This is a genomic window from Streptomyces griseoflavus (assembly GCF_014649995.1).
Taxonomy (GTDB): domain Bacteria; phylum Actinomycetota; class Actinomycetes; order Streptomycetales; family Streptomycetaceae; genus Streptomyces; species Streptomyces griseoflavus.
Window position 1 is genome coordinate 13,858 of record NZ_BMUC01000025.1, and the last position, 22,561, is coordinate 36,418.

The 22,561-nt window shown below is 73.4% G+C and carries 22 protein-coding genes; 14 read left to right on the forward strand and 8 right to left on the reverse strand.

Annotation, left to right across the window (positions count from 1 at the left end):
• Positions 1-71: 71 nt before the first annotated feature.
• Both IE172_RS32765 and IE172_RS32770 read left to right on the forward strand, forming a co-directional pair.
• Positions 72-569, forward strand: coding sequence for a flavodoxin domain-containing protein (locus tag IE172_RS32765; RefSeq protein WP_190100998.1), 498 nt, complete (start codon positions 72-74; stop codon positions 567-569).
• Positions 570-734: 165 nt separating this feature from the next.
• Positions 735-1,637, forward strand: coding sequence for a universal stress protein (locus IE172_RS32770; RefSeq protein WP_190100999.1), 903 nt, complete (start codon positions 735-737; stop codon positions 1,635-1,637).
• Between the two features lie 436 nt (positions 1,638-2,073).
• Here the strand turns inward: IE172_RS32770 and IE172_RS32775 are convergent, their stop codons facing one another.
• A complete protein-coding gene (locus tag IE172_RS32775; protein WP_190101000.1) occupies positions 2,074-4,026 on the reverse strand; it encodes a PAS domain S-box protein in 1,953 nt (650 codons plus the stop codon).
• Positions 4,027-4,395: 369 nt separating this feature from the next.
• Between IE172_RS32775 and IE172_RS32780 the strand changes: the two genes are divergently transcribed.
• Entirely contained in the window at positions 4,396-5,595 is a 1,200-nt protein-coding gene (locus tag IE172_RS32780) for an oxygenase MpaB family protein (RefSeq protein WP_190101001.1), read from the forward strand.
• A 152-nt stretch (positions 5,596-5,747) separates the two neighbouring features.
• Here IE172_RS32780 and IE172_RS32785 read toward each other — a convergent pair whose 3' ends face one another.
• The 5 genes from IE172_RS32785 to IE172_RS32805 form a co-directional block, all read right to left on the reverse strand.
• Entirely contained in the window at positions 5,748-6,944 is a 1,197-nt protein-coding gene (locus IE172_RS32785) for a TetR/AcrR family transcriptional regulator (protein ID WP_190101043.1), read from the reverse strand.
• Between the two features lie 99 nt (positions 6,945-7,043).
• On the reverse strand, positions 7,044-8,138 hold the full coding sequence (locus IE172_RS32790; protein ID WP_190101002.1) for an NAD(P)-dependent alcohol dehydrogenase: 1,095 nt from the start codon (positions 8,136-8,138) through the stop codon (positions 7,044-7,046).
• Positions 8,135-8,638: a DUF4334 domain-containing protein gene (locus IE172_RS32795; protein WP_190101003.1), complete on the reverse strand. Its 504-nt coding sequence runs from the start codon at positions 8,636-8,638 to the stop codon at positions 8,135-8,137. The genes IE172_RS32790 and IE172_RS32795 overlap by 4 nt, the downstream gene beginning before the upstream one ends.
• Positions 8,639-8,846: 208 nt before the next feature.
• On the reverse strand, positions 8,847-9,419 hold the full coding sequence (locus IE172_RS32800; RefSeq protein WP_190101004.1) for a DUF6328 family protein: 573 nt from the start codon (positions 9,417-9,419) through the stop codon (positions 8,847-8,849).
• Between the two features lie 58 nt (positions 9,420-9,477).
• On the reverse strand, positions 9,478-9,786 hold the full coding sequence (locus tag IE172_RS32805; RefSeq protein ID WP_190101005.1) for a hypothetical protein: 309 nt from the start codon (positions 9,784-9,786) through the stop codon (positions 9,478-9,480).
• A 139-nt stretch (positions 9,787-9,925) separates the two neighbouring features.
• Here IE172_RS32805 and IE172_RS32810 point away from each other — a divergent pair, with 139 nt between their 5' ends.
• The 4 genes from IE172_RS32810 (at position 9,926) to IE172_RS32825 (ending at position 14,243) form a co-directional block, all read left to right on the forward strand.
• Positions 9,926-11,344 (forward strand): DEAD/DEAH box helicase, encoded by a 1,419-nt coding sequence (locus IE172_RS32810; RefSeq protein ID WP_190101006.1) that lies wholly within the window; start codon positions 9,926-9,928, stop codon positions 11,342-11,344.
• Positions 11,345-11,474: 130 nt separating this feature from the next.
• Entirely contained in the window at positions 11,475-11,717 is a 243-nt protein-coding gene (locus IE172_RS32815; RefSeq protein WP_190101007.1) for a DUF5302 domain-containing protein, read from the forward strand.
• Between the two features lie 335 nt (positions 11,718-12,052).
• A complete protein-coding gene (locus tag IE172_RS32820) occupies positions 12,053-13,087 on the forward strand; it encodes a DUF6215 domain-containing protein (RefSeq protein ID WP_190101008.1) in 1,035 nt (344 codons plus the stop codon).
• Positions 13,088-13,283: 196 nt separating this feature from the next.
• Positions 13,284-14,243, forward strand: a complete 960-nt coding sequence (locus tag IE172_RS32825; RefSeq protein ID WP_190101009.1) for a DUF5996 family protein — start codon at positions 13,284-13,286, stop codon at positions 14,241-14,243.
• A 19-nt stretch (positions 14,244-14,262) separates the two neighbouring features.
• Here the strand turns inward: IE172_RS32825 and IE172_RS32830 are convergent, their stop codons facing one another.
• Positions 14,263-14,652, reverse strand: a complete 390-nt coding sequence (locus IE172_RS32830; RefSeq protein WP_190101010.1) for an ArsR/SmtB family transcription factor — start codon at positions 14,650-14,652, stop codon at positions 14,263-14,265.
• A 94-nt stretch (positions 14,653-14,746) separates the two neighbouring features.
• On the opposite strand from IE172_RS32830, the gene IE172_RS32835 reads away from it, so the two are divergent.
• Together IE172_RS32835 and IE172_RS32840 are read left to right on the forward strand one after the other, a co-directional pair.
• Entirely contained in the window at positions 14,747-16,726 is a 1,980-nt protein-coding gene (locus tag IE172_RS32835) for a heavy metal translocating P-type ATPase (RefSeq protein ID WP_190101011.1), read from the forward strand.
• The gene (locus IE172_RS32840) at positions 16,723-17,010 is read left to right on the forward strand and encodes a hypothetical protein (protein WP_190101012.1); all 288 of its coding nucleotides are present in this window, start codon (positions 16,723-16,725) and stop codon (positions 17,008-17,010) included. The genes IE172_RS32835 and IE172_RS32840 overlap by 4 nt, the downstream gene beginning before the upstream one ends.
• Before the next feature lies 1 nt (position 17,011).
• Here the strand turns inward: IE172_RS32840 and IE172_RS32845 are convergent, their stop codons facing one another.
• The gene (locus IE172_RS32845; RefSeq protein ID WP_190101013.1) at positions 17,012-18,208 is read right to left on the reverse strand and encodes a YncE family protein; all 1,197 of its coding nucleotides are present in this window, start codon (positions 18,206-18,208) and stop codon (positions 17,012-17,014) included.
• Positions 18,209-18,294: 86 nt separating this feature from the next.
• On the opposite strand from IE172_RS32845, the gene IE172_RS32850 reads away from it, so the two are divergent.
• From IE172_RS32850 to amiA, 5 genes are all read left to right on the forward strand, one after another.
• Positions 18,295-19,272, forward strand: a complete 978-nt coding sequence (locus IE172_RS32850) for an ABC transporter substrate-binding protein (protein ID WP_190101014.1) — start codon at positions 18,295-18,297, stop codon at positions 19,270-19,272.
• A 92-nt stretch (positions 19,273-19,364) separates the two neighbouring features.
• On the forward strand, positions 19,365-20,510 hold the full coding sequence (locus IE172_RS32855; protein ID WP_229886689.1) for a FecCD family ABC transporter permease: 1,146 nt from the start codon (positions 19,365-19,367) through the stop codon (positions 20,508-20,510).
• Positions 20,507-21,514 carry a FecCD family ABC transporter permease gene (locus IE172_RS32860; protein WP_190101015.1) on the forward strand — a complete coding sequence of 336 codons (1,008 nt, stop codon included), beginning with the start codon at positions 20,507-20,509 and terminating at the stop codon, positions 21,512-21,514. Before IE172_RS32855 ends, IE172_RS32860 begins: the two co-directional genes overlap by 4 nt.
• Before the next feature lie 20 nt (positions 21,515-21,534).
• A complete protein-coding gene (locus IE172_RS32865; RefSeq protein ID WP_190101016.1) occupies positions 21,535-22,356 on the forward strand; it encodes an ABC transporter ATP-binding protein in 822 nt (273 codons plus the stop codon).
• Positions 22,357-22,414: 58 nt separating this feature from the next.
• Entirely contained in the window at positions 22,415-22,528 is a 114-nt protein-coding gene (gene amiA / locus IE172_RS35205; protein ID WP_241270818.1) for a streptamidine family RiPP, read from the forward strand.
• Positions 22,529-22,561 lie beyond the last annotated feature (33 nt).

Below are 22,561 nucleotides of genomic sequence, written 5' to 3' on the forward strand. Positions count from 1 at the left end.
GTCGTCGGGAGAGGCGCCGTGTCGCGTGGCCGCCCGCCGGTCGGACGGGCGGTGAGAGGAGGCGGACCGCCATGCCGAAGAACGTGCTGGTCGCCTACGGGACGACGAACGGATCGACGGCGGAGATCGCCGAGACCGTCGCCGGAGTGCTGCGCCGGGAGGGGCTGACGGCCGAGGCCCGCGAGGCCGGGTCCGTCAGGAGCGCGGTGTCGTACGACGCGGTCGTGGTCGGCGGCGGACTGTACGCCGGTCACTGGCACCGGGACGCCCGCCGCTTCGTCCGCCGCCACGGCAAGGACCTGGAGGGCCGCCCCCTGTGGCTGTTCAGCAGCGGACCGCTCGACGCCTCCGCGTCGGAGCGGGACATCCCGCCCGTGCCCTGGGTGCGCAAGGCCGTGGCCCGGCTCGACGCCAGGGACCACGTCACCTTCGGCGGATGTCTGCGCGAGGGCGCCGAGGGCTGGGTCGCCCGGATGATCCTCCGGAGCGGAAGGGGCGGCGACTTCCGCGACTTCGGCCGGATCGAGGAGTGGGCCACGCGGATCGCCCGCGAGCTGACGCGCGAGTGACGGCGCACCGGCGAGGGGGAGCGGCCCGGCGGCCGGTCCGGGCGGCCGCACCGTCGGGCGGGCGGCCTGCGTGCGGAAGGCGGAAGCGGGAGTGACGATGTTCTGGGAGTCCCCGCGCCGCGACCCGGTGACTCCGTGACCACGCCGGTGGGTGAAGTGAGGTGGATGGCCGTGTCCCGCACTCCTCGACGGGAGCCAGTGATCACCGTCGGTCTCGACGGCTCGCCCGAAAGCCTCGCCGCCGCCCGCTGGGCAGCGGCCGAGGCCGAGCGCCGCGACGTCGGGCTGCGCCTGCTGCACGCGTGGCCCGTGCTCGGACCGGAGCCTGCCGAGGGCCCCTCGGACAGCGACCCGTCCGACTGGGCGAAGCGCATGCTGGACCACGCCCGGACGGAGATCCGTACCCGCCACCCCGGCCTCGCCGTCACCGGCGACCTGGTCGAGGAAGAGGCCCCACAGGCCCTGCTGCGGGCCGCCGCGGAGTCGGAGATGACGGTGCTCGGCTCGCAGGGGATGGATCCCGTCGAGAGGTTCTTCCTGGGCGACGTCAGCATGTTCGTCGCGGCGCGGGCCGAGCGGCCGGTGGTCCTGGTCCGTGACGCCACGGACGGGACGGGCGTGCCGACGACGCCGACGGACGAGGGCGGCGACGTGGCGGTGGCGCTGAAACTCCACGGCCCGTGCGACGACCTGCTCGGGTTCGCGTTCGCCACGGCCGCCGCGCGCGGGGTTCCGCTGCGGGCCGTGCACGGCCGCGGTCTGCCCGTGAACGCCTACGTGCCGTGGGGCGTGGACCACGACGTCGCCGAGGAGACCGAGCGGGCCGCCAGGCGGGACATGGACCAGGTGCTGCGTCCCTGGCGTGAGGCGTTCCCGGCGGTGGAGGTGGTCGACGGCATCGGCCTGGTGAGCCCGGCGAAGGCGCTCATCGGCGCCGCGAGGACGGCGAACCTGCTGGTCGTCGGGCGGCGGCGTCGCCGCCGGGCCCTCGCACCCCGTCTGGGCCCCGTCGCCCACGCCGCCCTCCACCACGCCCACTGTCCCGTGGCCGTCGTCCCCCACGACTGAACCCTCCCTCGCCCGCGGGGACGACGCCGGGCGCGAACCGTCTCCGCGCCGAACCACCGGGCCCGTACTGGCTCGTGCTCCCGCCGCCCGGACGACCAACTCCCCGTGGCGTGAGCTTCGTTCGGTGCTGTTCACTCCCGCCGCCGCAACCGGCCCGCGACGGCGTGTACTCCACCGCCCCCGACCGCCCGGAGGAGGCGCCGTCTCTCCGAACGGCGGTGTGTGCGAGGGACGTTCGGACGGCCGACCGGGCCGGTCGGCCCCTCCGGCACGGGCCGGGGGAGCGGCAGATCGAACGTGCGACGAGAACGGAAACCCCAGGCGCGGCTCTCCCGGCGGGAACGAGCACCATGACAGTCCACGATCACCCAGAGCGGCACCCGGGATTCCGTCTGCCGGGCACCGGTCCTCTCCGCGTCCGCCGGGGACCGGACGTTCACAGCCGCAGGGTGAACCAGGTCGTCTTTCCCTCGTCGGTGGGTCGTACGCCCCAACTGTCGGCGATCATGCGGACGAGGTTGAGTCCGCGTCCGGACTCCTCGTCCTCGTCGGCACGCCGGGGCTCCGGGAGGAGCGGGCTGCCGTCACCCACCTCGACGGTGAGTTCGGCGGCCGTGCGGCACGCGTGCAGGGTGACCGGGCCGTGGGCGTGCCGCACGGCGTTGGTCAGGAGTTCGGACACGAGGAGTCGCGCGTCGTAGGACTGGTCGTGGCAGCCCCAGGCGGCCAGGGCCTTGCTGAGGAACGCACGGCCCTCCGGCACCGATTCGGCACGTGCGGGCAGGGTGGTCGTGGCGGACGCCAGGGGAGCGGCGGGCAGTTGTGCCAGCAGGAGGGTGACGTCGTCGTCGTGTCCCTCGGCGTCGGGCCGCAGGGTGGACAGGATGCGGTCGGCCACGACGTCCGGGGCGGGCGGTTCGGCGGTGAACAGCGAGCCGCAGGTGGCCGTGAGGGCGGCGAGGCTGTCCTCGATGTCGCAACCGGGCGTCTCGATCAGACCGTCGGTGTAGAGCACCAGGGTCGCGCCCGGCGGCACCGCCGCCGTGGCCTGCTCGTACAGGATGTCGCCCACCCCGAGCGGCGCGTTCACGGGCGCGGTCAGCGGCTGCGCCCCGGCACCGGGCACGGCGACCAGGACCGGGAGGTGACCGGCGGAGCAGAGGGTCACCTTCGCCTCGTCGGCGGCGACGACCAGGTAGCAGCAGGTGACCAGCTGGTCCGGCACGTCCAGATCCGCCACGCACGCGTCCAGGGCCTGCATCAGCCGCCGCGGCTGCATCCCCGTCTTGGCCAACGCGTGCGCCGCCGAGCGCAGTTGGCCCATGACGGCGGCCGCCTCCAGACCACGGCCCATCACGTCGCCGATCAACACGCCCACCCGGCCCGCGCCGAGCGGTATCAGGTCGAACCAGTCGCCCCCCACGCCGGCCCCCTGAGTGGCGGGGCGGTAGCGGCTGGCGGTGACCAGGCCCGGCACGGCGGGCGGTGTGCCCATCAGGCTGCGCTGCAGGGTGAGGGCGACGTGACGCTGCTGTTCGTACAGGGCCGTCAGCTCCGCCTCGGCCCGTTTGCGGTCGCTGATGTCGCGGACGATGGCGCACGCCCCTATGACCGTGCCGTCCGGCGCCCGCCTCGGCCACATGGTGACGTCGACGTCCAGCAGTTTCCCGGCCTTGGTGACGCGCAGCGTCTCGAAGTGTTCCACCTTCTCGCCGAGCCGCAGCCGGCCCAGGAGCGCGGCTATCTCCTCCCGGTGGTCGTCCGGGGCGAGCAGCGAGATGTGACGGCCCATCACCTCGGTGGCCGTGTACCCGTACAGACGCTGCGCGGCGGTGTTCCAGTAGGTGATGTGCCCGTCGAGCGTCTTGGCGAGGATCGCGTCCTGCGAGGACTCCACCAGGGCGGCCAGCTCGCTGATGCGTTCCTCGGCGGCCTTGCGGTCGCTCACGTCGCGGACGGCCGCGGAGATCAGCAGCCCGTCGGCGGTCTCCAGCGGGCTGAGACTGATCTCGACCGGGAACTCGCTGCCGTCGCGCCGCAACCCGTAGAGGTCGACACCGGCGCCCATCGGGCGTACCTGCCGGTTGTCGGCGTACGCGTCGCGGTGCAGCGTGTGATGGCCGCGCAGGCGGTGCGGGACGAGCAGTTCGACGGGCTGGCCGAGGAGTTCCTCGCGCCGGTAGCCGAACAGGGCCTCCGTCTGGGCGTTGACGAGTCTGATGGCTCCGGTGCCGTCCACGATGACCATGGCGTCCGGCGCCGCTTCCAGCAATCCGCGGAACCGTTCCTCGGCGGAGCCCGGTCCGCCGGTCCGCGGGGGAGCCCCTTGCGTGCCCGGTGCGGGACGCGCGTCGGGACGCGTGGCCGTACCGCCGGTCTTGTCGTTCATGTCCGCCCCAGCCGCGCCGCTGCCAGTGGTTCCGGGCCATCACAGCGCACCGTGCCGCGACACGTACCCGCTTGTCACCAAGTGTCGCAATCGGGTCGTGCGCGGTCCTGCGATGAACCGCTTGTGACCGCACGGGTGCGTCCGGGTGTCCGAGGGCCGGCGCCCGTGAACCGCGCCCGGGCCGGTGATCCCGGTCGGCGGCTGCCGCCGCCGTCCCTCCGTCACCACCATTGCCGACGGCGATGCACCCCGCTATGTTAATCGGAAATCACATCTGTGCGACGGGATCCAGCACGCGTCGGTCGCGCAAATGGCGTGTCTGCGAGAGCACCTGAAACCATCTGGACCATCAGGGAAGCAGGTAAGTCAATGGAGAACCTCAGCAGGCGGAAGGCGCTGACGCTCGGTGTCGCGCTCGGCCTCGTGGGTGTGGCGAACCCCGGCGCGGCGTGGGCGTCGACGGGCTCGCGGGCCGGAGCCGCCGCGGGGACCGGTCCGGAGTGGATCTGGGACGACGCGGCGGACCCGCTGATGGCGTCGATGCTCGACAAGGGGCACGTGCCGGCCATCAACCGCGCCTGGGCCTCGTGGGTGAACAACAACGACCCGCTGCCCGGCGGCCTGCCGGCCGAATTCGCCGCGTACCTGGGCCGGGTCAACCGGCTGCCCTCCTGGGCCGACCAGACCAAGCTGACCCGCGCCGCCGACTTCAACCGGCGCCGGGACACCTACCTCTTCATGCTGTACGGCCTCGGCAGCGGCATCATGAGCACCGTCATCCCGCGCGAGGCCAAGAGCGTCTACTGGTCCGCGGGCGGCGCCGACATGCAGGACCGCGCGGCCAAGACGTTCACGTTCGGCTACGACCTGTCGGAACTGGGAGCGTTCAAGCCGACGGGACAGTTCGTCGTCACGGCGAACAAGACGCGGGTGGTGCACGCCGCGGTGCGTCACCTGCTGCCGCAGTCGCCGCACTGGAGGGCGGTCGCCGACGAGACCGTCCCGATCAGCGCCGCCGACATCCTGGTCACCTTCCACAGCCTGGGCACCTACGTGCACCGCAAGCTGCTCGACTGGCGGATCCCCTACCCGGCCGCGGACCAGGAGGCGTTCCTGCACTCGTGGCAGGTCGCCGTCCACCTGCTCGGTGTGCCCTACGAGCACATCCCCCGGACCTGGGCGGAGGCCGAGCGGCAGTCGGCGCAGGTGCTCACCCCGATCCTCTCCCCGTCCACCGAGGGCATCAAGCTGGCCGAGGAACTGCTCGGTCTGACCGCACAGATCGACCTTGGCGTCACCCGCGGGTTCCTCAACGAGTTCGTGCGCTACGTCCTCAGCGACGAGGTCGGCGACTGGCTGGGCCTGAAGCGCGACTACGCCGCGGCTGCCCTGGTGCGCACGGCATGGCCGGCGTTCATCCTGTTCCGTGAAGGGCTGTCGCCCGTCATGCCCGCCGGCTTCTACATGCTCGACCAGTTCGTGCGCGCCCTGGCCATGCTGTTCCTCAACAAGGGCTCCTCCGGAACCACCACCCCCATCACGATCCCCACCGGCAACAGGCCGGCCTGAGCCGTCGGCCGGATCACGACGCGTACCCGCCCCGCGGCAGCCGATCGAGGGGCGGGCGTCCGGGGCGACGCGCGAGGGAGGCAACGGAAGACCGGGGCGGGAACCGCGCGGCGCGGTGCCCCCGGCGGCCGCCGTGTCCCGGCGACGGCTGCTCAGAGCCCCAGTGCGCCCACGGCCAGAGTGGTCACGGCCTCACGATGGGCGGGGCTGTCCTCCCACCGCACCCTGCGTCCCGCCTCGACCACCACGCCGAACCCCGCGTGCACCAGCACCCGCGCCTGGCGCGGGTCGAGTTCCGGTCGGGCCAGCCGCAACTGCTGCTCCCAGACGGCGATGTACTCCCGCTGAGCGAGGACGACGGGCCGCCGTGAGCCGGTCGGCAGGCCGGCGAACTCGGCCTCGGCGACACTGTTGAGCTCGGTGTACTCGAAGCAGTAGGCCACGTGCGTCGCCGCCAGGGCGACGATGGCGTCGTGCGGTCCCGGCACCTCCCGCAGGCTCCGCTCCACCGCCTGGGTGAGCAGTCCCGCCGCCTGGAGGCATGCCGCCGCGAGGATGTCGGTCTTGCCGGGGTAGTGCCGGTACAGCGCGGACGGGGTCAACCCCACCGCCTCCGCGATCTGTCCGTTCGTGACGTTGGCGAAACCGTCCCGCGCGAACAGCGGGACGGAGGCAGCGAGGATCTCCGCGCGTCGCGTGCGCGGCACCGGCCGGGCGGGCAGTTCGACGGCGTGCGCCGAGGGCCGACCCGCCGCCGGATCGGTCACGGCGACATCCAGCGCGGACGCCAGCAGCAGCTTCTCGGCCCGGCGCGCGGCGATGGAGGTGTGATGCATCGTGATGGATCCGATCGCACCGAGGGCCGCCATGGCCCGCAGGCGCCCGTCGGGCAGTGGGTGTTCGCGCTGCACCGCCTCGTCCACCCGCTCGACGAGCCGGCCGAACTTCACCTTCAGACACCGGCGGTCCTCGCGGTCGAGGTACCGGGCCTCCCACCGGTACACGCCGCCCGACGCGCGGTGAGCGACGGTGACCCGGGTGACGGCGGTGAGCACCTCCGCCAGGGACGCCTCGGCCGGCACCTCGTCGAGCGCGGCGACCAGGCCGTCCACCATGACGTGGGCGCACGCGGCGAACAGGGCGTACTTGTTGGGGAAGTGCCGGTACAGAGCGGTCGCGGTGATGCCCACCCCGGCGGCGACCTCCTCCATGGACGCCTTGTGGTAGCCGCGTTCGCTGAAGACCCGCCCGGCCGCGTCGAGGATCAGTTGCTTGCGGTTGCGGGGCCGGGTGGCCGCGGCCCGATCGGCGGTCGCGGCCGAGCGGGCGGACGGGGAGGCGGGGGCCATGCGGTCAGTCAATCACAGACCGTCATGAGGCCGGGTGCCTCGCTCGGACAGGACCGCGGGAGGTGAGGGAGGGATCACTCCGTGGAGGTGGCGGCGGGATCACTCCGTGAAGGTGAGGACCGGCTTGACCACGCCGCCGCCCTGCATGGCGGCCACGGCGGCGCCGATCTCCTCGAACGGGAACGTGGTGACCAGCCGGTCCAGGGGGAGGAGCCCACGCCGGTACAGGCCGATCAGCTCGGGGACGAAGCGGCCGGGATCGGAGTCCCCCTCGAGCACCCCGTGGACCCGGACGCCCTTGGCGAGCAGGCCCATCACGTCGAACGTCACCTCGGCGCCCAGGCCGAGCAGGGCGAGTTCCCCGCGCGGACGCAGGGCACCGACGGCCCGGCGGGCCATCTCCGGACGGCCGGTGGTCTCGACGACGTGGTGCGCGCCACCGCCGGTGAGGTCGCGCAGCGCCGCCACCAGACCGTCCCCGGGAGCCAGGGCGGCCTTGGCGCCGAGCCCGGTGGCGAGGGCGCGGCGGGAGGCGACCGGGTCGACGGCCACCACCGGGTCGCAGCCCGTGGCCACCGCCGCCATCAGGGCGCTCAGCCCGACCCCGCCCGCGCCCATGACGACCAGCGAGGAGCCCGGCGCGGGACGCAGCCGGTTCAGCACGGTGCCCGCGCCCGTCTGGCCGCTGCAGCCGAGCGGCGCCGCGACGGCGGCCGGCAGGTCGGGGGGCACGGGGAGCACGCCGCGCTCGTGGACGACGGCGTGCGTGGCGAAGCTGGACTGGCCGAAGAAGCCGGCGTGCAGCGGTTGTCCGTCCAGGGAGAGCGGGGTGGTGCCGTCGGGGCGCCCACCGGAGAAGTTCAGTGCCTGCGCGGCGTGGCAGTAGGCCGGGTGGTCCGCCGCGCACTGTTCGCAGACGCCGCAACTGGCGAAGGTGAGGCAGACGTGGTCCCCCGGTGTCACGGCGGTCACCTCCGCGCCCACCGCCTCGACCCTGCCGGCACCCTCGTGACCGAACACCATGGGGGTGAGGTGCCGGGGCCAGGTGTCCCGCATCCCCACGTCGGTGTGACAGATGCCGGCCGCGGTCATCCGCACCAGCACCTCGTACGGACGCGGCTCCTCCAGGTTCGCGTCCCGGACGGTGAACGGGGCGCCCGGTGCCCCGGCGACAGCGGCGCGGACGCGCCTCACGACCCCTCTCCGGCGCGCGTCCCCGGGGCCCCGGGGACGCGCTCGAGGAAGAAGTAGTAGAAGGGGCCCTCCGGCGGAACGCCCTTGGCGTTCATGATCCCCATCAGCGTGGTGTCGTCCACCCGCTTGAAGTGGTCGAAGACGGGCTGGCCGTCGTAGACCATCGTGGCCGTCGTCTCGCCGCGGAACTCGACGGTCCACAGGCTGGCCTCGCCCTTGCCGAGTTCGCGGTTGGAGTACAGCCCGCCCTCGGCGTCGCGGCACATCAGCGGCTTGACGTCGTCCACGGCGGTGAACGTCTTGCCGTACCAGCCGGCCTTGGCCAGCATGCCGTTGAGGGGGTGTCCCGTCGGGAACTCGCCGCCCTGCCACTCGCCGAGGATGTCCTCGGGCCGGACGGTGGCCAACGCCGCCCAGATTTCGTCGAGTTCGGCGGGATCGACCGGGCCGTCCTGCTCCCGTAGCCGGCGGAACCGCTCGCGGGCCTCGAGCACGTCCATACGGAATCCTCTCCTCGGTGCGGGACTCTGCGGCAACGGTGCCTTAGCGTTCGTTCAGCAAAGGCCGGTCGCCAGGCCCCTGCTGCGGCCCACTCTTCCGTCGTGAAGCCCCAAAAACAAGGGGACGTACGGGAGTTCACCGCCCGCCGATAGGGGCCTAGCGAACGCTCAGTATCCGGTCAGTGGCCCGACCCGCCCCGCGAGGCGCTCAGGAACGCCGTGCGACGGTGCCGCGACGGGCGGCGCGGCGCCGCAGCAGCAGCGGCAGCACGTACCAGCACAGGCCGAACCACAGCATGACCGCGCCGACGAGGATCTCGGCGAGGATGCCGGGAATCACCACGCGCAGGATCAGCAGGAGCGTGCAGCCGATGGTCAGCGCGAGGAGGACCATGCCGCACATCATCAGGCGTCCGGCGACCTCCACCACGTCGTCCTTCATGCGCTGGCCGGACAGGAAGCGGTGGATGGAGACCGGGGCTATGAGGGATCCCGTGGCCGCCGCGCCGAGCACCACGGTGATGACGTAGACGACCCGGTCGAACGTCTCCAACTCCCGGAACAGCGGAGTGAACGCCACGCTGAGCAGGAAGCCGAAGAGGATCTGCACGCCCGTCTGAGTGACCCGCGTCTCCTGCAGGATCTCGTTCCAGCGCCGGTTGACCCGTTCGCGGGCCGTCTCGGGCGGTTCGGTACCGTGTCCCGGTCTGTGCTGGTCGTCATGTGCGCAGCAGGCGGTGTCTTCCCCCGCCGTGTCGACCGGCTGCTCCGTCATCGTCATGGCATCCTCCCAAGGCCCAGGCAGACCGCTTGCCCCGTGCGGGCCACTTCCATGCAGGTCACGGGCGTGGGTTCGTGCGGTGCCACCGTGGCCGGGCGTCGTCGCCGCGGCGTCCCGCGACGGAGGCGCAGCGACGGCACAGACGCTGGACACGGTCCGCGGCGCCGCCGGATTCGGGAAGGACGTCCTGCCAGACCACGTGGGAGAAACGGACCAGTTGCGAGCGGCTCAGGGACAATCCGCACACGGTCTGGTTCAGGCCCGGCTCCCAGGCGTGCACCTCGCCCGCCGGCAGCCTGCGGCGGCCCTCCTCCTCGTCCGTCCACTGACCGGTGGCGGCCACGGCGTACCGTTTCACGCGTGCCATGAGGGTTCACCTCCTCGTGTTATTGTCCTGCGTTCGCGTGGTCGTCGCGGTGGGCGAGGGTGCGGTCCGGTTCCGCCAGGTGGGGGCTGTTCGATCCTGCCGGGCCTTCCTCGGTACGTACTCCTGCGGAAGGCCCTTCATGAAGCATCCCGATGACTCCGGAACCACTCACGGCGCTCCCGCCGCCCCCGGAGCCACGACCCCGGCGCCGCCCCCGGCCGTCTCCTTCGCGGACCTGGGCCTGCCCGCGGGGGTCATGCGGACACTGACCGGACACGGAGTCCGCGAACCCTTCCCGATCCAGGCCGCCACCCTGCCCGACGCCCTCCAGGGGCGCGACGTCCTCGGCCGCGGGCGCACCGGATCGGGCAAGACGCTCGCCTTCGGCCTGCCGCTGCTGACCCGCACGGCCGGGCGGCGCGCCGAACCGAAGCATCCCCTCGCCCTGATTCTCGTGCCCACGCGGGAGCTGGCCCAACAGGTCACCGAGGCGCTGACCCCCTACGCAGAGGCCCTGCGGCTGCGGATGGCCACGGTCGTCGGCGGCATGTCGATGGGCCGGCAGATCGCCGTGCTGCGCGCGGGGGCGGAGGTGGTCGTCGCCACCCCTGGACGCCTGCACGACCTGATCGAGCGCAACGCCTGCCGCCTGGGCCGGGTGAAAATCACCGTGCTCGACGAGGCCGACCAGATGTGCGACCTGGGATTCCTGCCGCAGGTCGTCGAGGCGCTCGACCAGGTGGCCCCCCACGGCCAGCGGATGCTGTTCTCGGCAACCCTGGACCACGACGTCGACGAGCTGGTCCACCGCTACCTCCAGAACCCCGTCGTCCACTCGGTGGAGGAGGCCGCGGGCACGGTCACGACGATGGAGCACCACGTCCTGGTCGTCCACGGCCCCGACCGCTACGCCGTCACCACGGAGATCGCCGCCCGTGACGGCCGCGTCCTGCTGTTCCTCGACACCAAGCACGCCGTCGACCAGCTCACCCGGCATCTGCGGGCGGCCGGCGTGCACGCCGCGGCCCTGCACAGCGGCAAGTCCCAGCCGCAGCGCACGCGGACCCTGGCGCAGTTCAAGGACGGCCAGGTCACCGCAGTGGTGGCGACCAACGTCGCCGCCCGTGGCCTGCACGTCGACGACCTCGATCTCGTGGTCAACGTCGACCCGCCCACCGACCCCAAGGACTACGTGCACCGGGCGGGCCGCACGGCCCGCGCCGGTGGGTCCGGCCGCGTGGTCACGCTCGTGTCCGGGGACCGGCGCCGCGAGACGAGCCGGATGCTGGCCGAGGCCGGCATCGAGGCGACCGTCACCAAGGTGCGCTCCGGCGAGGCCGGGTTGAGCCGGATCACCGGCGCCAAGGCCCCCTCCGGCGTCCCCCTCGACGGCGGGCCCGCCGTCCCCGGACCCAAGAACACCAACGCTCCCTTCCGTGGCCTGGGAACCAGCAAGGGCACCCCGCGCGGTGCCGCCGGCGGCACCTCCCGCAAGGCCGGCGAAGCCCGCAGGCTCGCCGAGGCCCGCAAGGCCGCCCGCGTACGCCGCGGCGGCTGAGAACCGTACGGCCCCTCCACGGAGCCCAGGGACAAGGCGCCGAAACGGGACAGAATGCCGTGGACGGTGCCCCGCACCGCCCACGGCATGACAAGCTGTGCCCGCCCACCCCCGAACCCAGGAGGTCACCATGACCGCAGAGCCCACACCCGCGGAAGGTTCTGAGCCGGCCTCCCCCGAGACGCCCCCTCTGGCGCCGGACACCGACGGCAACTACGACCTCAAGCGCAAGTTCCGTGAAGCCCTGGCGCGCAAGCGCGGTGCGCAGGCGGAGGCGGCCGACGCGGCCGCCAACCCGAACGCGTCGAAGGTCCGCGCGGCACACGGCCCGGCCGGGCAGCAGCGGTCGTTCCGGCGCAAGAGCGGCGGCTGAGCCGTCGGTTCCGGGGGCCGGCCGCCTCGCCGGCCCTCCGGGCGCCCGGTGTCCGTGGCCCCAACGGTCGCTGTCACGTGACCGTCGCCACCCCGATACCGAGGGCGCCTCGACGGTGACACCGGGGGCGAGTTCGACCAGGCGCAGGCCCTCGTCGGTGACGTCCAGGATGCACAGACCGGTGATGATCCGCTGGACGACCTGCCTGCCGGTGAGGGGCAGGGAGGGCTCCTCGGCGATCTTGAAGCGATCCTGTCCCGATCACGGTTGAGTACCGGGCCGGAACTGTGGCCTCCACCACAGCCGACGCGATCTTGGACTGGTGTGATCGCAGGATGCTCGGTTTCCTCCTCCGTCTCCTGCCCTTCTGGGTCCGTGAGCCACTGCTCATCGTGGTCGGCTCCGTTTTCGGCGTACGCATCATGTACCTCGCCGTCGTCGAAAGGGCGTGGGTACCGGCCGTCATCGGCGCGGCGTTCCTGGTGTTCACCGCGGTGCGTGTCCACACGGTGGTCCGGGCCCTGCGCGCACGCCGGACCCCGGGCCCGACGGCCGCCACGGACGCGGCGGTGCCCGACGCTGCTGCCCAGCCCCAGCCCCAGCCCCAGCCCCAGCCCCAGCCGCAAGCGCAAGCGCCGCAGCGTCGCGCCCCGGCTGCTGCGGAGAAGGAACCCAATGCCTGGGGTCAGGCCGTCGCGGCGGTGGCCGTGTTCGCGGCCCTCGCGGCCGCCGTGTGGCTGGGCCCGCGGCTGATGCCCTCCGACAGCGGCGACGGCGCCACGCCGCGGGCCGCCTCGTGCCCGAGCGGGAAGGGCGAGGAACTGCCGAGCGCCTACCGGCAGACGTCCCGGGCCGTCACCGGCGAGGAGCTGTGCCGGGTGCTCGGCCGGGCCGACCTGGCCCGGCTCCTGGGAACGCCCGCCGAGACCGCGACCACCATGTCCGGCAGCAGCGGCACCGCCCCCCTGACCGACGGGAAGGTCGCCCAGCCGGAGGCTCAGGTCCAGTTCGACACCTACACCGTGAACGTCTCGGCCACGTACAACGAACTGACGATGGCCCAGTACGTGAAACTGATGGAGTTCGGGGACGAGACGGACGTCCAAACGCTCTCGGTGCTCGGCCGGCCCGCGGTCCTCTTCTCGGACCACACCATGAAGATCGAGATCGATCCGGGCAGCGGCGGATCCGGCGGACCCGTAGAACAGGGCCCTTTGGCCAGAACGCTCTCCGTGGCCCTCGACGGCAAGGACGCCGGCGGCTCCTGCGACATCACCGTGTGGAGCGCCTCCGGCACCCTCCCGGACGACAGCGCCCTCCTCGGCATCGCCGAGAAGATTCTCCCGGCGCTCCCCGAACGCACCGTGTGACGGGGTGCTCGGGGAGCACACCGGCGCCCGGGCGCCGCGGCGCGTCCCGGCGGACCCCGTGGTCCCGAGCACACCGCCGGCACCCCGTCGGCCCTGCGGGTGCGAGGAGATGCCGTAGCGCGCGAGCGGTGGTCTGATGGCAGCCAAGGGTTCGTCCGGCCCTTCAGGAGCGCTGGGCGGGAGGGGAAGGATGACCATGGAACTGTTCCCACCGATCCCGCTGGCCGAGTGGCGCGACACGAAGGAGACCCTTCACCGGTTCGCGCAGATCGTCGGGAAGATCCGCCTCGCCGCCAGTGCGCAGCGCAACCACTGGTGGAACGTCCCGCTGCATCTCACGGGACGCGGTACCACCACGCGCCCCATGGGGCAGGTCGACGGCAACCCGGTCTTCGCGATCGACTTCGACTTCGTCGCGCACCAGCTGGTGATCTCGGTCCTGGACGGGCGGCAGGTCTCCTTCCCGCTCGTCGGCCAGTCCGTGGCCTCCTTCTACCGCGCGGTCATGGACTCGCTGGACTTCCTGGGCGTCCGGGTGCGGCTCGCCGTACCCCGGCCCTTCGACCTCCCCGACTCCGCCCGCCCCTACGCCGAGGACACCGAGCACGCGGCCTACGATCCCGGGCACGCCAACCGCTACTGGCGGGTCCTCAGTCAGGTGGCGTCCGTCCTGGAGGAGTTCGCCGCGGAGTACTCGGGCAAGGTCAGCCCGGTGCACCACTTCTGGCACACCTTCGACCTCGCCCACAGCCGGTTCTCCGTGCGCGGTGTCGAGCAGCCCCCGGACGCCGACCCGGTCACGAGGGAGGCGTACTCCCGCGAGGTGATCAGTTTCGGCTTCTGGTTCGGCGACGACGGCTTCCCCGACCCCGCCTTCTACTCCTACACCGCTCCGGAACCGGCGGGCCTGGCCGAGGAGCCGCTGCGTCCCGAGGCGGCCCGCTGGTTCGACCGGGGCGGCAGCCACCTGGCCGTGCTCCCGTACGACGAGGTGCGCACCGGGTCCGACCCGCGTTCGGCCGTGCTCGCCTTCTACGAGAGCGCCTACCGGGCCGGCGCGCGGCGCGCCGGCTGGGAGATCGAGCGGATGGCGTGCCCCGGCGGGGTGACGGACCCGCGCCAGCGGGGCCACCCGTCCGGCGACACCTCGGGCTGAGGCCCGCGCGCCCCGCTGTTCATCGCCCGCCGGCAGGGGCGGCGGGGCCGGCCGGGGTGTCGTGCAGGCCGAGGCGCAGGTGCTCGACGTGGTAGAGCGCCTGGTCGAGGAGCTCGGCGACGTGGTCGTCGTAGAGCGAGTACACGATGGAGCGGCCCTGCCGCTCACCGGTCACCAGGCCGAGGTTGCGCAGGAGCCGGAGCTGGTGGGAGCAGGCGGAGGCCTCCATGCCGACGGCTTCGGCGAGCTCTCCGACCGCGCAGGGACCTTCCTGGAGACGGGCCAGGATGTAGAGCCGGGAGGGCGTGGCGAGGGCCTGGAGGGTGGCGGCGACGTCGGCGGTGCCGACCGCGTCGAGGCGCGTACGCGTGGTGGCGCTGCTGGCGGAGGTGTCGCGTCCGTGGCCCATGTCCCCATCATAGCGACGACGCATGAAGACCTGTTCAGATGTTCATGTACGGTGGGGAGGTAGCCCCGTCCCGCCCGTGAAGGGTCGTCCCGTCATGTCCTCCGTCCTGGACCAGCGCTCCGCCCCGCCCGCCGGCGCCCCGCGGCCGGCACCGCCACGGCGCCGCACCCGCCTGCTCGCGCTGCCCGAAGCCCGCTGGGCGTTCGCGGCGTCGGTGCTGTTCCTCCTCGCCCTGCCGGTCCACCTGCTGAACGGCCCGGCGTGGCTGTGGGGCACCCTGTTCGCCGCGACCTACGTCACCGGCGGCTGGGAACCGGGCCGGCAGGGTGTGAAGGCCCTGAAGGACAGGACGCTGGACGTGGACCTGCTGATGGTCGTCGCCGCGCTCGGGGCCGCCGCGATCGGCCAGGTCCTCGACGGCGCGCTGCTGATCGTCATCTTCGCCGGCTCCGGCGCCCTGGAAGCGGTCGCCACCGCCCGCACCGCCGACTCCGTGCGGGGTCTGCTGGACCTCGCCCCCACCACCGCCAGCCGGCTCCTGCCGGACGGCACCGAGGAGACGGTGGACACCGGGCGGCTCGCGGTCGGGGACACCGTCCTGGTCCGGCCCGGCGAGCGGATCGGCGCGGACGGCCGGGTCGTCGACGGGGCCAGTGAGGTGGACCAGGCCACCATCACCGGCGAACCGCTCCCGGTGACCAGGCGGAGCGGCGACGAGGTGTTCGCCGGCACCGTCAACGGCACGGGCGCCCTGCGGGTGCTGGTCGGGCGCGACCCGTCGGACTCGGTGATCGCCCGGATCGTGAAGATGGTCGAGGATGCCTCCGCGACCAAGGCCCCCACCCAGTTGTTCATCGAGAAGATCGAACAGCGCTACTCGATCGCCATGGTCATCGCGACCCTCGCCGTCTTCGCCGTCCCGCTCGCCTTCGGCGACACCCTCTCCTCGGCGCTGCTGCGGGCCATGACCTTCATGATCGTGGCCTCGCCGTGCGCGGTGGTGCTCTCCACCATGCCGCCGCTGCTCTCCGCCATCGCCAACGCCGGCCGCCACGGCGTGCTCGCCAAGTCCGCCGTCGTCATGGAACGCCTCGGCGAGGTCGACACCGTCGCCCTGGACAAGACCGGCACCCTCACCGAAGGCACCCCCCACGTCACCGACATCCGCCCCCTTCCCGGCAGTGGCCTGGGGAAGGACGAACTCCTCGCGCTGGCGGCCTCCGCCGAGCACCCCAGCGAGCACCCCCTCGCCCGGGCCGTGGTCACCGCCGCCCGCGAACGCGAACTGCCCCTCGCCGACGCCGCCGGCTTCGCCTCCACCCCGGGGCAGGGGATCTCCGCCACCGTCGACGGCCGCAGGATCGTGGTCGGCGCGCCCGACCGGCCGGCGGACGGTGACACCGCCCACCGGCCCCACCAAGAAGTGGTGGCCGGACTCGAGGCGGCCGGCCGGACCGCGGTCGTCGTCCTGCGCGACGGCATCCCCGTGGGCGTGCTGGGGATCGCCGACCGGCTGCGGCCGGACGCGGCGGCCACCGTCGCCGCCCTCACCCGCCTGACCGGCCGCACTCCGGTCCTGCTGACCGGCGACAACGCACGCGCCGCCGAACGCCTGGCCGCCGAGGTCGGCATCACCGACGTCCGCCCCGGACTGCTGCCCCAGGACAAGGTCGCCGCCGTCGAGGAGTGGCAGGCCCGGGGGCGCAAGGTGCTGGTCGTGGGCGACGGCGTCAACGACGCACCCGCGCTGGCCGCCGCGCACTGCGGGATCGCCATGGGCAGGGCCGGCTCCGACCTCGCCCTGGAAACCGCCGACGCCGTCGTCGTCCGTGACGAACTCGCCGCCGTCCCCTCGGTCGTGCGGCTCTCCCGCACCGCACGCCGTCTCGTCCTGCAGAACCTGGCCATCGCCGGGGCGTTCATCACCGTCCTGGTCGCCTGGGACCTCATCGGCACCCTCCCCCTGCCCCTCGGCGTCGCCGGACACGAGGGCTCCACCGTCATCGTCGGCCTCAACGGCCTGCGCCTGCTGCGCGCCGCCGCCTGGCCCCGGCCCACCGAGGACACCGTATGAGCCGGCGCACCCGCCGGGCGGCCCCCGCACCGGGTGTCGCCCGGCCCACCGCCACCGTCTGCCGAGGCTGCTGCCGCGGCACCCCCGAGGCGCCCGGCCCGGACCGCACCGCCCGGCTCCGCGCACTGCGCCGGGCCCTCGACGGCACGGCGACCGTACGGGTCACCGACTGCCTGGGCGCCTGTGAGCGCGCCGACGTGGTCGTCGTCCAGCCCTCCGCGGAAGGCCGCGGGAGCGGCGGCCGCCCCTCCCGCCGCGTCCGGGCCGAACCCCACGAGGAGTGAGTCACCGCCCCACGGGATCACCGTCGGCACCGTCGTCCCGGACGCGCAGTGCCAGATGGCCACCGTGGTGCAGTGGTGTGCCGAGACGCGGCCGGGCCGCCTCGTGGCCGGTCCGCGCATCGACGAGGTGCACCTCGCCGTGGCCGCCCCGGCTGACGGCGACCCAGTCGGAGCCCGGTGAGGCGGCCACCGCCCGGCGCTGGACACCCTCCCACGGGGTGCCGCCGCGACGCGGAGCCCCGTCCATGGCCGGCAGGGGCGAGCGGCGGACGACGTCGTCGGCGCCGAGGAGGATCAGCTCGTCGCCGTCGGGATGGACCCGGGTGAAGGCGGTGTGGCGCCGGGCGAGGGCCAGCCGGAAGACGAGTCCGGGACCGAGGTCCGTGAGCCGCGTGCGGCCCGTCCGCGGATCGTGGTGCCACGCCTGGTTGGTCCATTCCGGCCAGCGCAGCGGGTCCGGGGCGCCGCCGCGCAGCGTGCTCCACAACGCCTGCCGGCGGGTGTCGAGCCGGAGGTACCAGCCCCGGGCGGGCGCTCCCCACGGAACGACCGGCTCGGCGGCGAGCGCGTCACCCTGTCTCCGCGCCCGGTGCACCCCCTCGCCCGTGGCCGCGAACACGTGCTGCGAGCCGGGCACTTGGGCGTCCCCGTGTCCGTCGTCCGGCAGCGGCAGGACCGCGTGAGGGGTGACCACGGGGCAGCCGGGCGGGGAGCCGAGGAGGTCCGCGAACCGGTGGACGGCCAGCGCCCCGGGCTCCCGGTGCCGCAGCACCACCAGCGGGTCGGCGTCGCCCAGCACCGTCACCCCCGGTTCGCCGGCGCGCGTGCGCACCCGCGCGGTCTCCCCGGTGGCCAGGTCGACGACCGTCAGCAGGTCCGACCACGGTGCGGCGTTCCTGCCGAGGCCGGTGGTGACGGCCAGCCGGCGACCGGAGGGGTCGCAGGCGAGGTGCTCGGCGGGCACGGCGACGGGGACCGCGCGTTCCACGAGTTCCTCCGCGTAGGGGTTCAGCACGAGCAGTTCTCCGCGACGGTCGTCGACACAGGCCGTCCGCCCTCCGGGGAGCGCCAGGAACCCGGCGTGCTCGGAGAGATGACGACCGGTGAGACGTCCGACGACCGTGCCGTCCGGCACGGTCAGCACATGGACGGATCCGGCCACGTGGTCGGAGACGAACAGGACGGGTGTGGCGGGCATGGGACCTCCGGGAAGCGACTTGATGAAAACGATTATCATGTATCTTCAGTGGCGTTCCCGGTACCTGACAAGAAGCGAGGGCGTCGATGCTGCGCTCACCGTCCGCATTCGTCCGCAGTGGGATCGCCGCCGCGGCGGCGGGGTTGCTCCTGGCCGGCTGCGGCCCGGCCTCCGAAGAACCCGCGAGTGACAGGGCCAGGCCCACGGAGAGGACGGAGGTGACCGTCCAACCCATCAAGGCCACGACGGAGTTGACCGACACGAACGGCGTCGAGCTCTCCCTGAAGAAGCAACCCGAGCGGATCGTCTGCCTGTTCGCCCTGTGCGACGACATCCTGACGGAACTGGGCATCGTGCCGGCGGCCACCAACAGCGCGCTGCTCGCCCACCCCGAATTCCTGGGGGAGGCGAAGGCCGAGGAGGTCGACGTCATCCCCGGCGGGTTCATCGCCCCGGAGGTCGAGGCGATCCTCTCCCACAAGCCCGACCTCGTGATCGGCCTGGGGGACACCCACGGCAAGCTCGCCCCTGCGCTCGAGGGCGCCACCACGTTCTGGGCCATGCAGCCCGAGACGTGGGAGGACGGCGTGGGGTACCTGCGCGACGTCGCCGCGCTCACCGGCCGCACCGCCGAGGGGGAGAAGGCGGAGCGGACCTTCCGCGCGAAGCTCGCCAAGGCCGAGAAGGCGCCGAGCGGCAGGACCGCGCTCATCATCTACGGCAGTGACGAGAACTTCGGTGTCGCGACACCGGAAGGCGACGTGACCGCCAGCCTGTTCCCCGGCATCGCCGACTACCCGTGGAAGTCCCGCGGGGTGGAAGGCAGTTACAGCCTCGAAGAGATCCTCGCCCAGGACGTCGACGTGCTGTTCGTCGAGACGATGAGCTTCGGCGACGCGGACGGCACGCTGTCGGAGAAACTGGCCGAGAACCCCCTCTGGGGCAAGATCCCGGCCGTGCGCAACGGTGACGTCCACGAAGTGGACGCCGAGGTGTGGGCCAAGGGACGCGGCACCCGTTCGCTGGGCATCGTCCTCGACGAGGCCACGGCCGCGCTGCGGTGAGGGCGTCCCGCTCGGTGCCCGCCGCGGCCGACCGGGCCGCGGCGGGCGGACAACCGCCGCCTCGGGGTGCGCGGCGGTGGCAACCGCTGCTGGTGGTCGCACTGCTGGCCGCCTCCGCCGTCTGCGCGCTCAGCCTCGGCACCCCCTACGTCCCTCCCCACCGGCTGGTCGCCGCGGCGACGGCTGGGGACACCACCCTCGCCGGGATCGTCGTGACCGAACTCCGCGTGCCCCGCGTGCTGCTGGCATTCGTCGCCGGAGCCTGTCTGGGGGCGGCCGGACTGGTGCTGCAGGAGGCCCTGCGCAATCCCCTGGCGGTGCCGGAGATGCTGGGCGTGTCCTCCGGGGCCGCGCTCGGGGTGGCCGCACCGCTGGTGCTGACCCTCTCGCTGCCCGCCGCCGTCCAGCCCCTGCCGGCCATCGGCGGCGCCGCGCTCGGCGGCGGGCTGACCCTGCTCGTCGCGGGGCTGGGCCGCAGTCCGTCGGCCGTGCTGCTGACCGGCGCCGCAGTGGCGGCCGGGTTGCAGGCCGCGCTGCTCGTCCTGATGGTCATGGCCGATCAGCTCGACCTCCAGCTGATCTACCGCTACCTGCTCGGCTCCCTCTCCGCCCGTACGTGGGACGACGTGACGGGTCTGTGGCCGTGGCTGGTCCTCGCGGCGCCCGCCCTCGTCCTGTGCGCGCCGGTGCTGGCGGTCATGCGGCTGGGCGACGAGGACGCGGAGGCGCTGGGGGTACGGGCCCGTCACGCCCGGCTGGCCGCGCTGGCCGTCGCCGTGGTGCTGATCGCGCCGGTGACGGCGGTGTGCGGTCCCGTCGCATGGGTGGGGTTCCTCGCTCCGCACCTGAGCCGTTGGTTCGATCCGGGGGCGGGGGCGGTGCGCTGGCTCCCGTGGTCCGCGGCCTGGGGCGCGGTCGTCGTGATGGCCGCCGACGTCCCGGCCAGGCTGGCCCTGGCGCCCGTGGAGACACCGGCCGGTGCCTGGACGGCCCTGCTGGGGGTGCCGGCCGGTGTCGCGCTGATGCGGTCGGGGGGCCGCCGCCGGGCCGCCCTGCGGGCACCGGCCGCGGCGGGTGAGCCACCGCCCGGACCGCGCGGGACGGCGTCCGGTGCGGCGGGCGACGTCCCCCGTGCCGGGGCTGAGAAGCACGCTCGCGGGGCCGGCCCCGAGCGCGGCGGGCCCGGGGGTACTCCCTCGCGCGCCGTTCGGACGACCGGAACGGAGGGCCCGCGATGACGCGGCGCTTCACGGCGCTCGCGGCGCTGGCCGCGGTCTGCGCCTGTGTGGAACTGGTGGCCGGGCGCGGCATGTCGCCGGGTGTGGTCTGGGACGTCCTCAACGGTGGCGGTGACGCGACGGAACGCCACATCCTGTTCCGGCTGCGCCTGCCCCGGCTGCTGGTGGCCCTCTGTGCGGGTGCCTGCCTGGCCGTGGCGGGGCTGGTCCTGCAGTCCGCCCTGCGCAATCCCCTGGCCGGGCCGGAGGTGACGGGCGTGACCCCGGGGGCGGTGCTCGGCGCCGTCACCGCGACGGCCCTGGGGCTCGCCGGGTGGGAATCGCCCCTGGCCGTGGTCCTCGCCGCGTGCGCGGGCGGGTGTGCCGGGGCGGCGCTGCTGTGGCTGCTCGCCGGCCGCGGGCGCGGTGATCCCGCGCAGACCGCCGTGCACGGGGTGCTGGTGTCGGCGGTGCTCGGCGGACTCACCGCCATGGTGCTGCTCGTGGAGCCGGGCGAACTCGGCAGCGTGGTCCAGTGGCTGGTGGGCACCACGGAGGGCCGGGTGTGGGAACACTGGCATCTGCTGTGGCCGTGGGTGCTCCTGTGGGGAACCGCCGCCTGGCTGCTGGCGGGGCCGCTGACCCTGCTGCGCTGCGGGGACGACATCGCCCTCGCCGCCGGCCTCTCCGCCCGCCGGGCCCGGACCCTGGCCCTGCTGTGTGCGGTGGCGCTGACGGCGGGCGCGGTGGCCGCCGTCGGGGCGCTGGGCTTCGTCGGACTGCTCGTTCCGCACCTGGCCGTGGCCGTCTTCGGCGCGGACCTGCGCAGGAGCCTTCCCGGTGCCGCCCTGGCGGGCGCGGTGGTGGTGTGCGGGGCCGACGCGGCGGCGCAGTCGTCCTCGCGGCTGCTCGCGGCGGTGCTCGACTCGGACCGGCTCACGCTGCCGGTCGGAGCGCTCACCGCCGGTCTCGGCGCCGCGTTGTTGCTGGTCGTCGTGCGCCGCGCGCCTGACCGTACGTTCTGACGTCGAATCGAGGACAGAGTATGACCGAGTCCGTGGGGATCCACGTCGAGGGGGTCCACTTCGGTTACCCCGGACGGCCCGTGCTGCGGGGCGTCGACATCACCGTCCGGCCGGGCGAACTGACCGCGCTCATCGGGCTGAACGGCTGCGGCAAGTCCACCCTGCTGCGGCTGGCCGCGGGGCTGCTGCGACCCGGCGAGGGGCGGGTGCTGCTCGGCGGTGACGACCTCGCCCGGCTCTCCCGGCGCGCCACGGCGCGAAGGGTGGCGCTGCTGCACCAGTCCGCCCCGGCGGTACCGGGCATGACGGTACGTCACCTCGTCCGTCAGGGACGGTACGCGGCGCGCGGCCCGCTGGGCATGCTGCGCGAGGGCGATGATCCCGTCGTGCGCCGGGCGTTGAGGGACGTCGGAGTGGAGGGCTGGGCCGACCGTGACGTCGACGCGCTGTCCGGCGGTGAGCGGCAGCGTGTCCGGCTCGCGATGGCGCTCGCCCAGGACACCCGCGTTCTCCTGCTGGACGAGCCCACCACCTATCTGGACCTGCACCACCAGCTCGACGTGCTGCGGACCGTGGTGCGCCTGCGCGAGGAACGCGGGCTCACGGTGGTGATGGTGCTGCACGACCTGGCCCACGCCGCCCGGTTCGCCGAACGCGTCGTCGCCCTGCGGGACGGACGGGTCGTGGCCGACGGGACACCGCGGGAGGTCGTGACACCCCGCTTGCTGGCGGACGTGCTGAACGTGGCGGGACGGGTCGGCCGGGACCCCGAGGGCGGCTGGCCGGTGTGTTACCCAGATCACCCTCTTCCAGCTATGGAATATGAAAATCAGATTCATTAAGGTGAGGGTCACGGCGCTCGACCGAACGCCGTATCTCCCTTCGGATGATGGAGAGTTCATGGACAACGAGCAGGTCTTCGCACCGATCGCCGACCCGGGTCAGCTGGCCCACGACTCGGCCTCCCACTCCAACGCCCTCGTCGAGAACCCCTTCGAGGACACCGAGGAGTAAGCAGGGCCTCACCGCCCTCGACCGTGGGCCCGC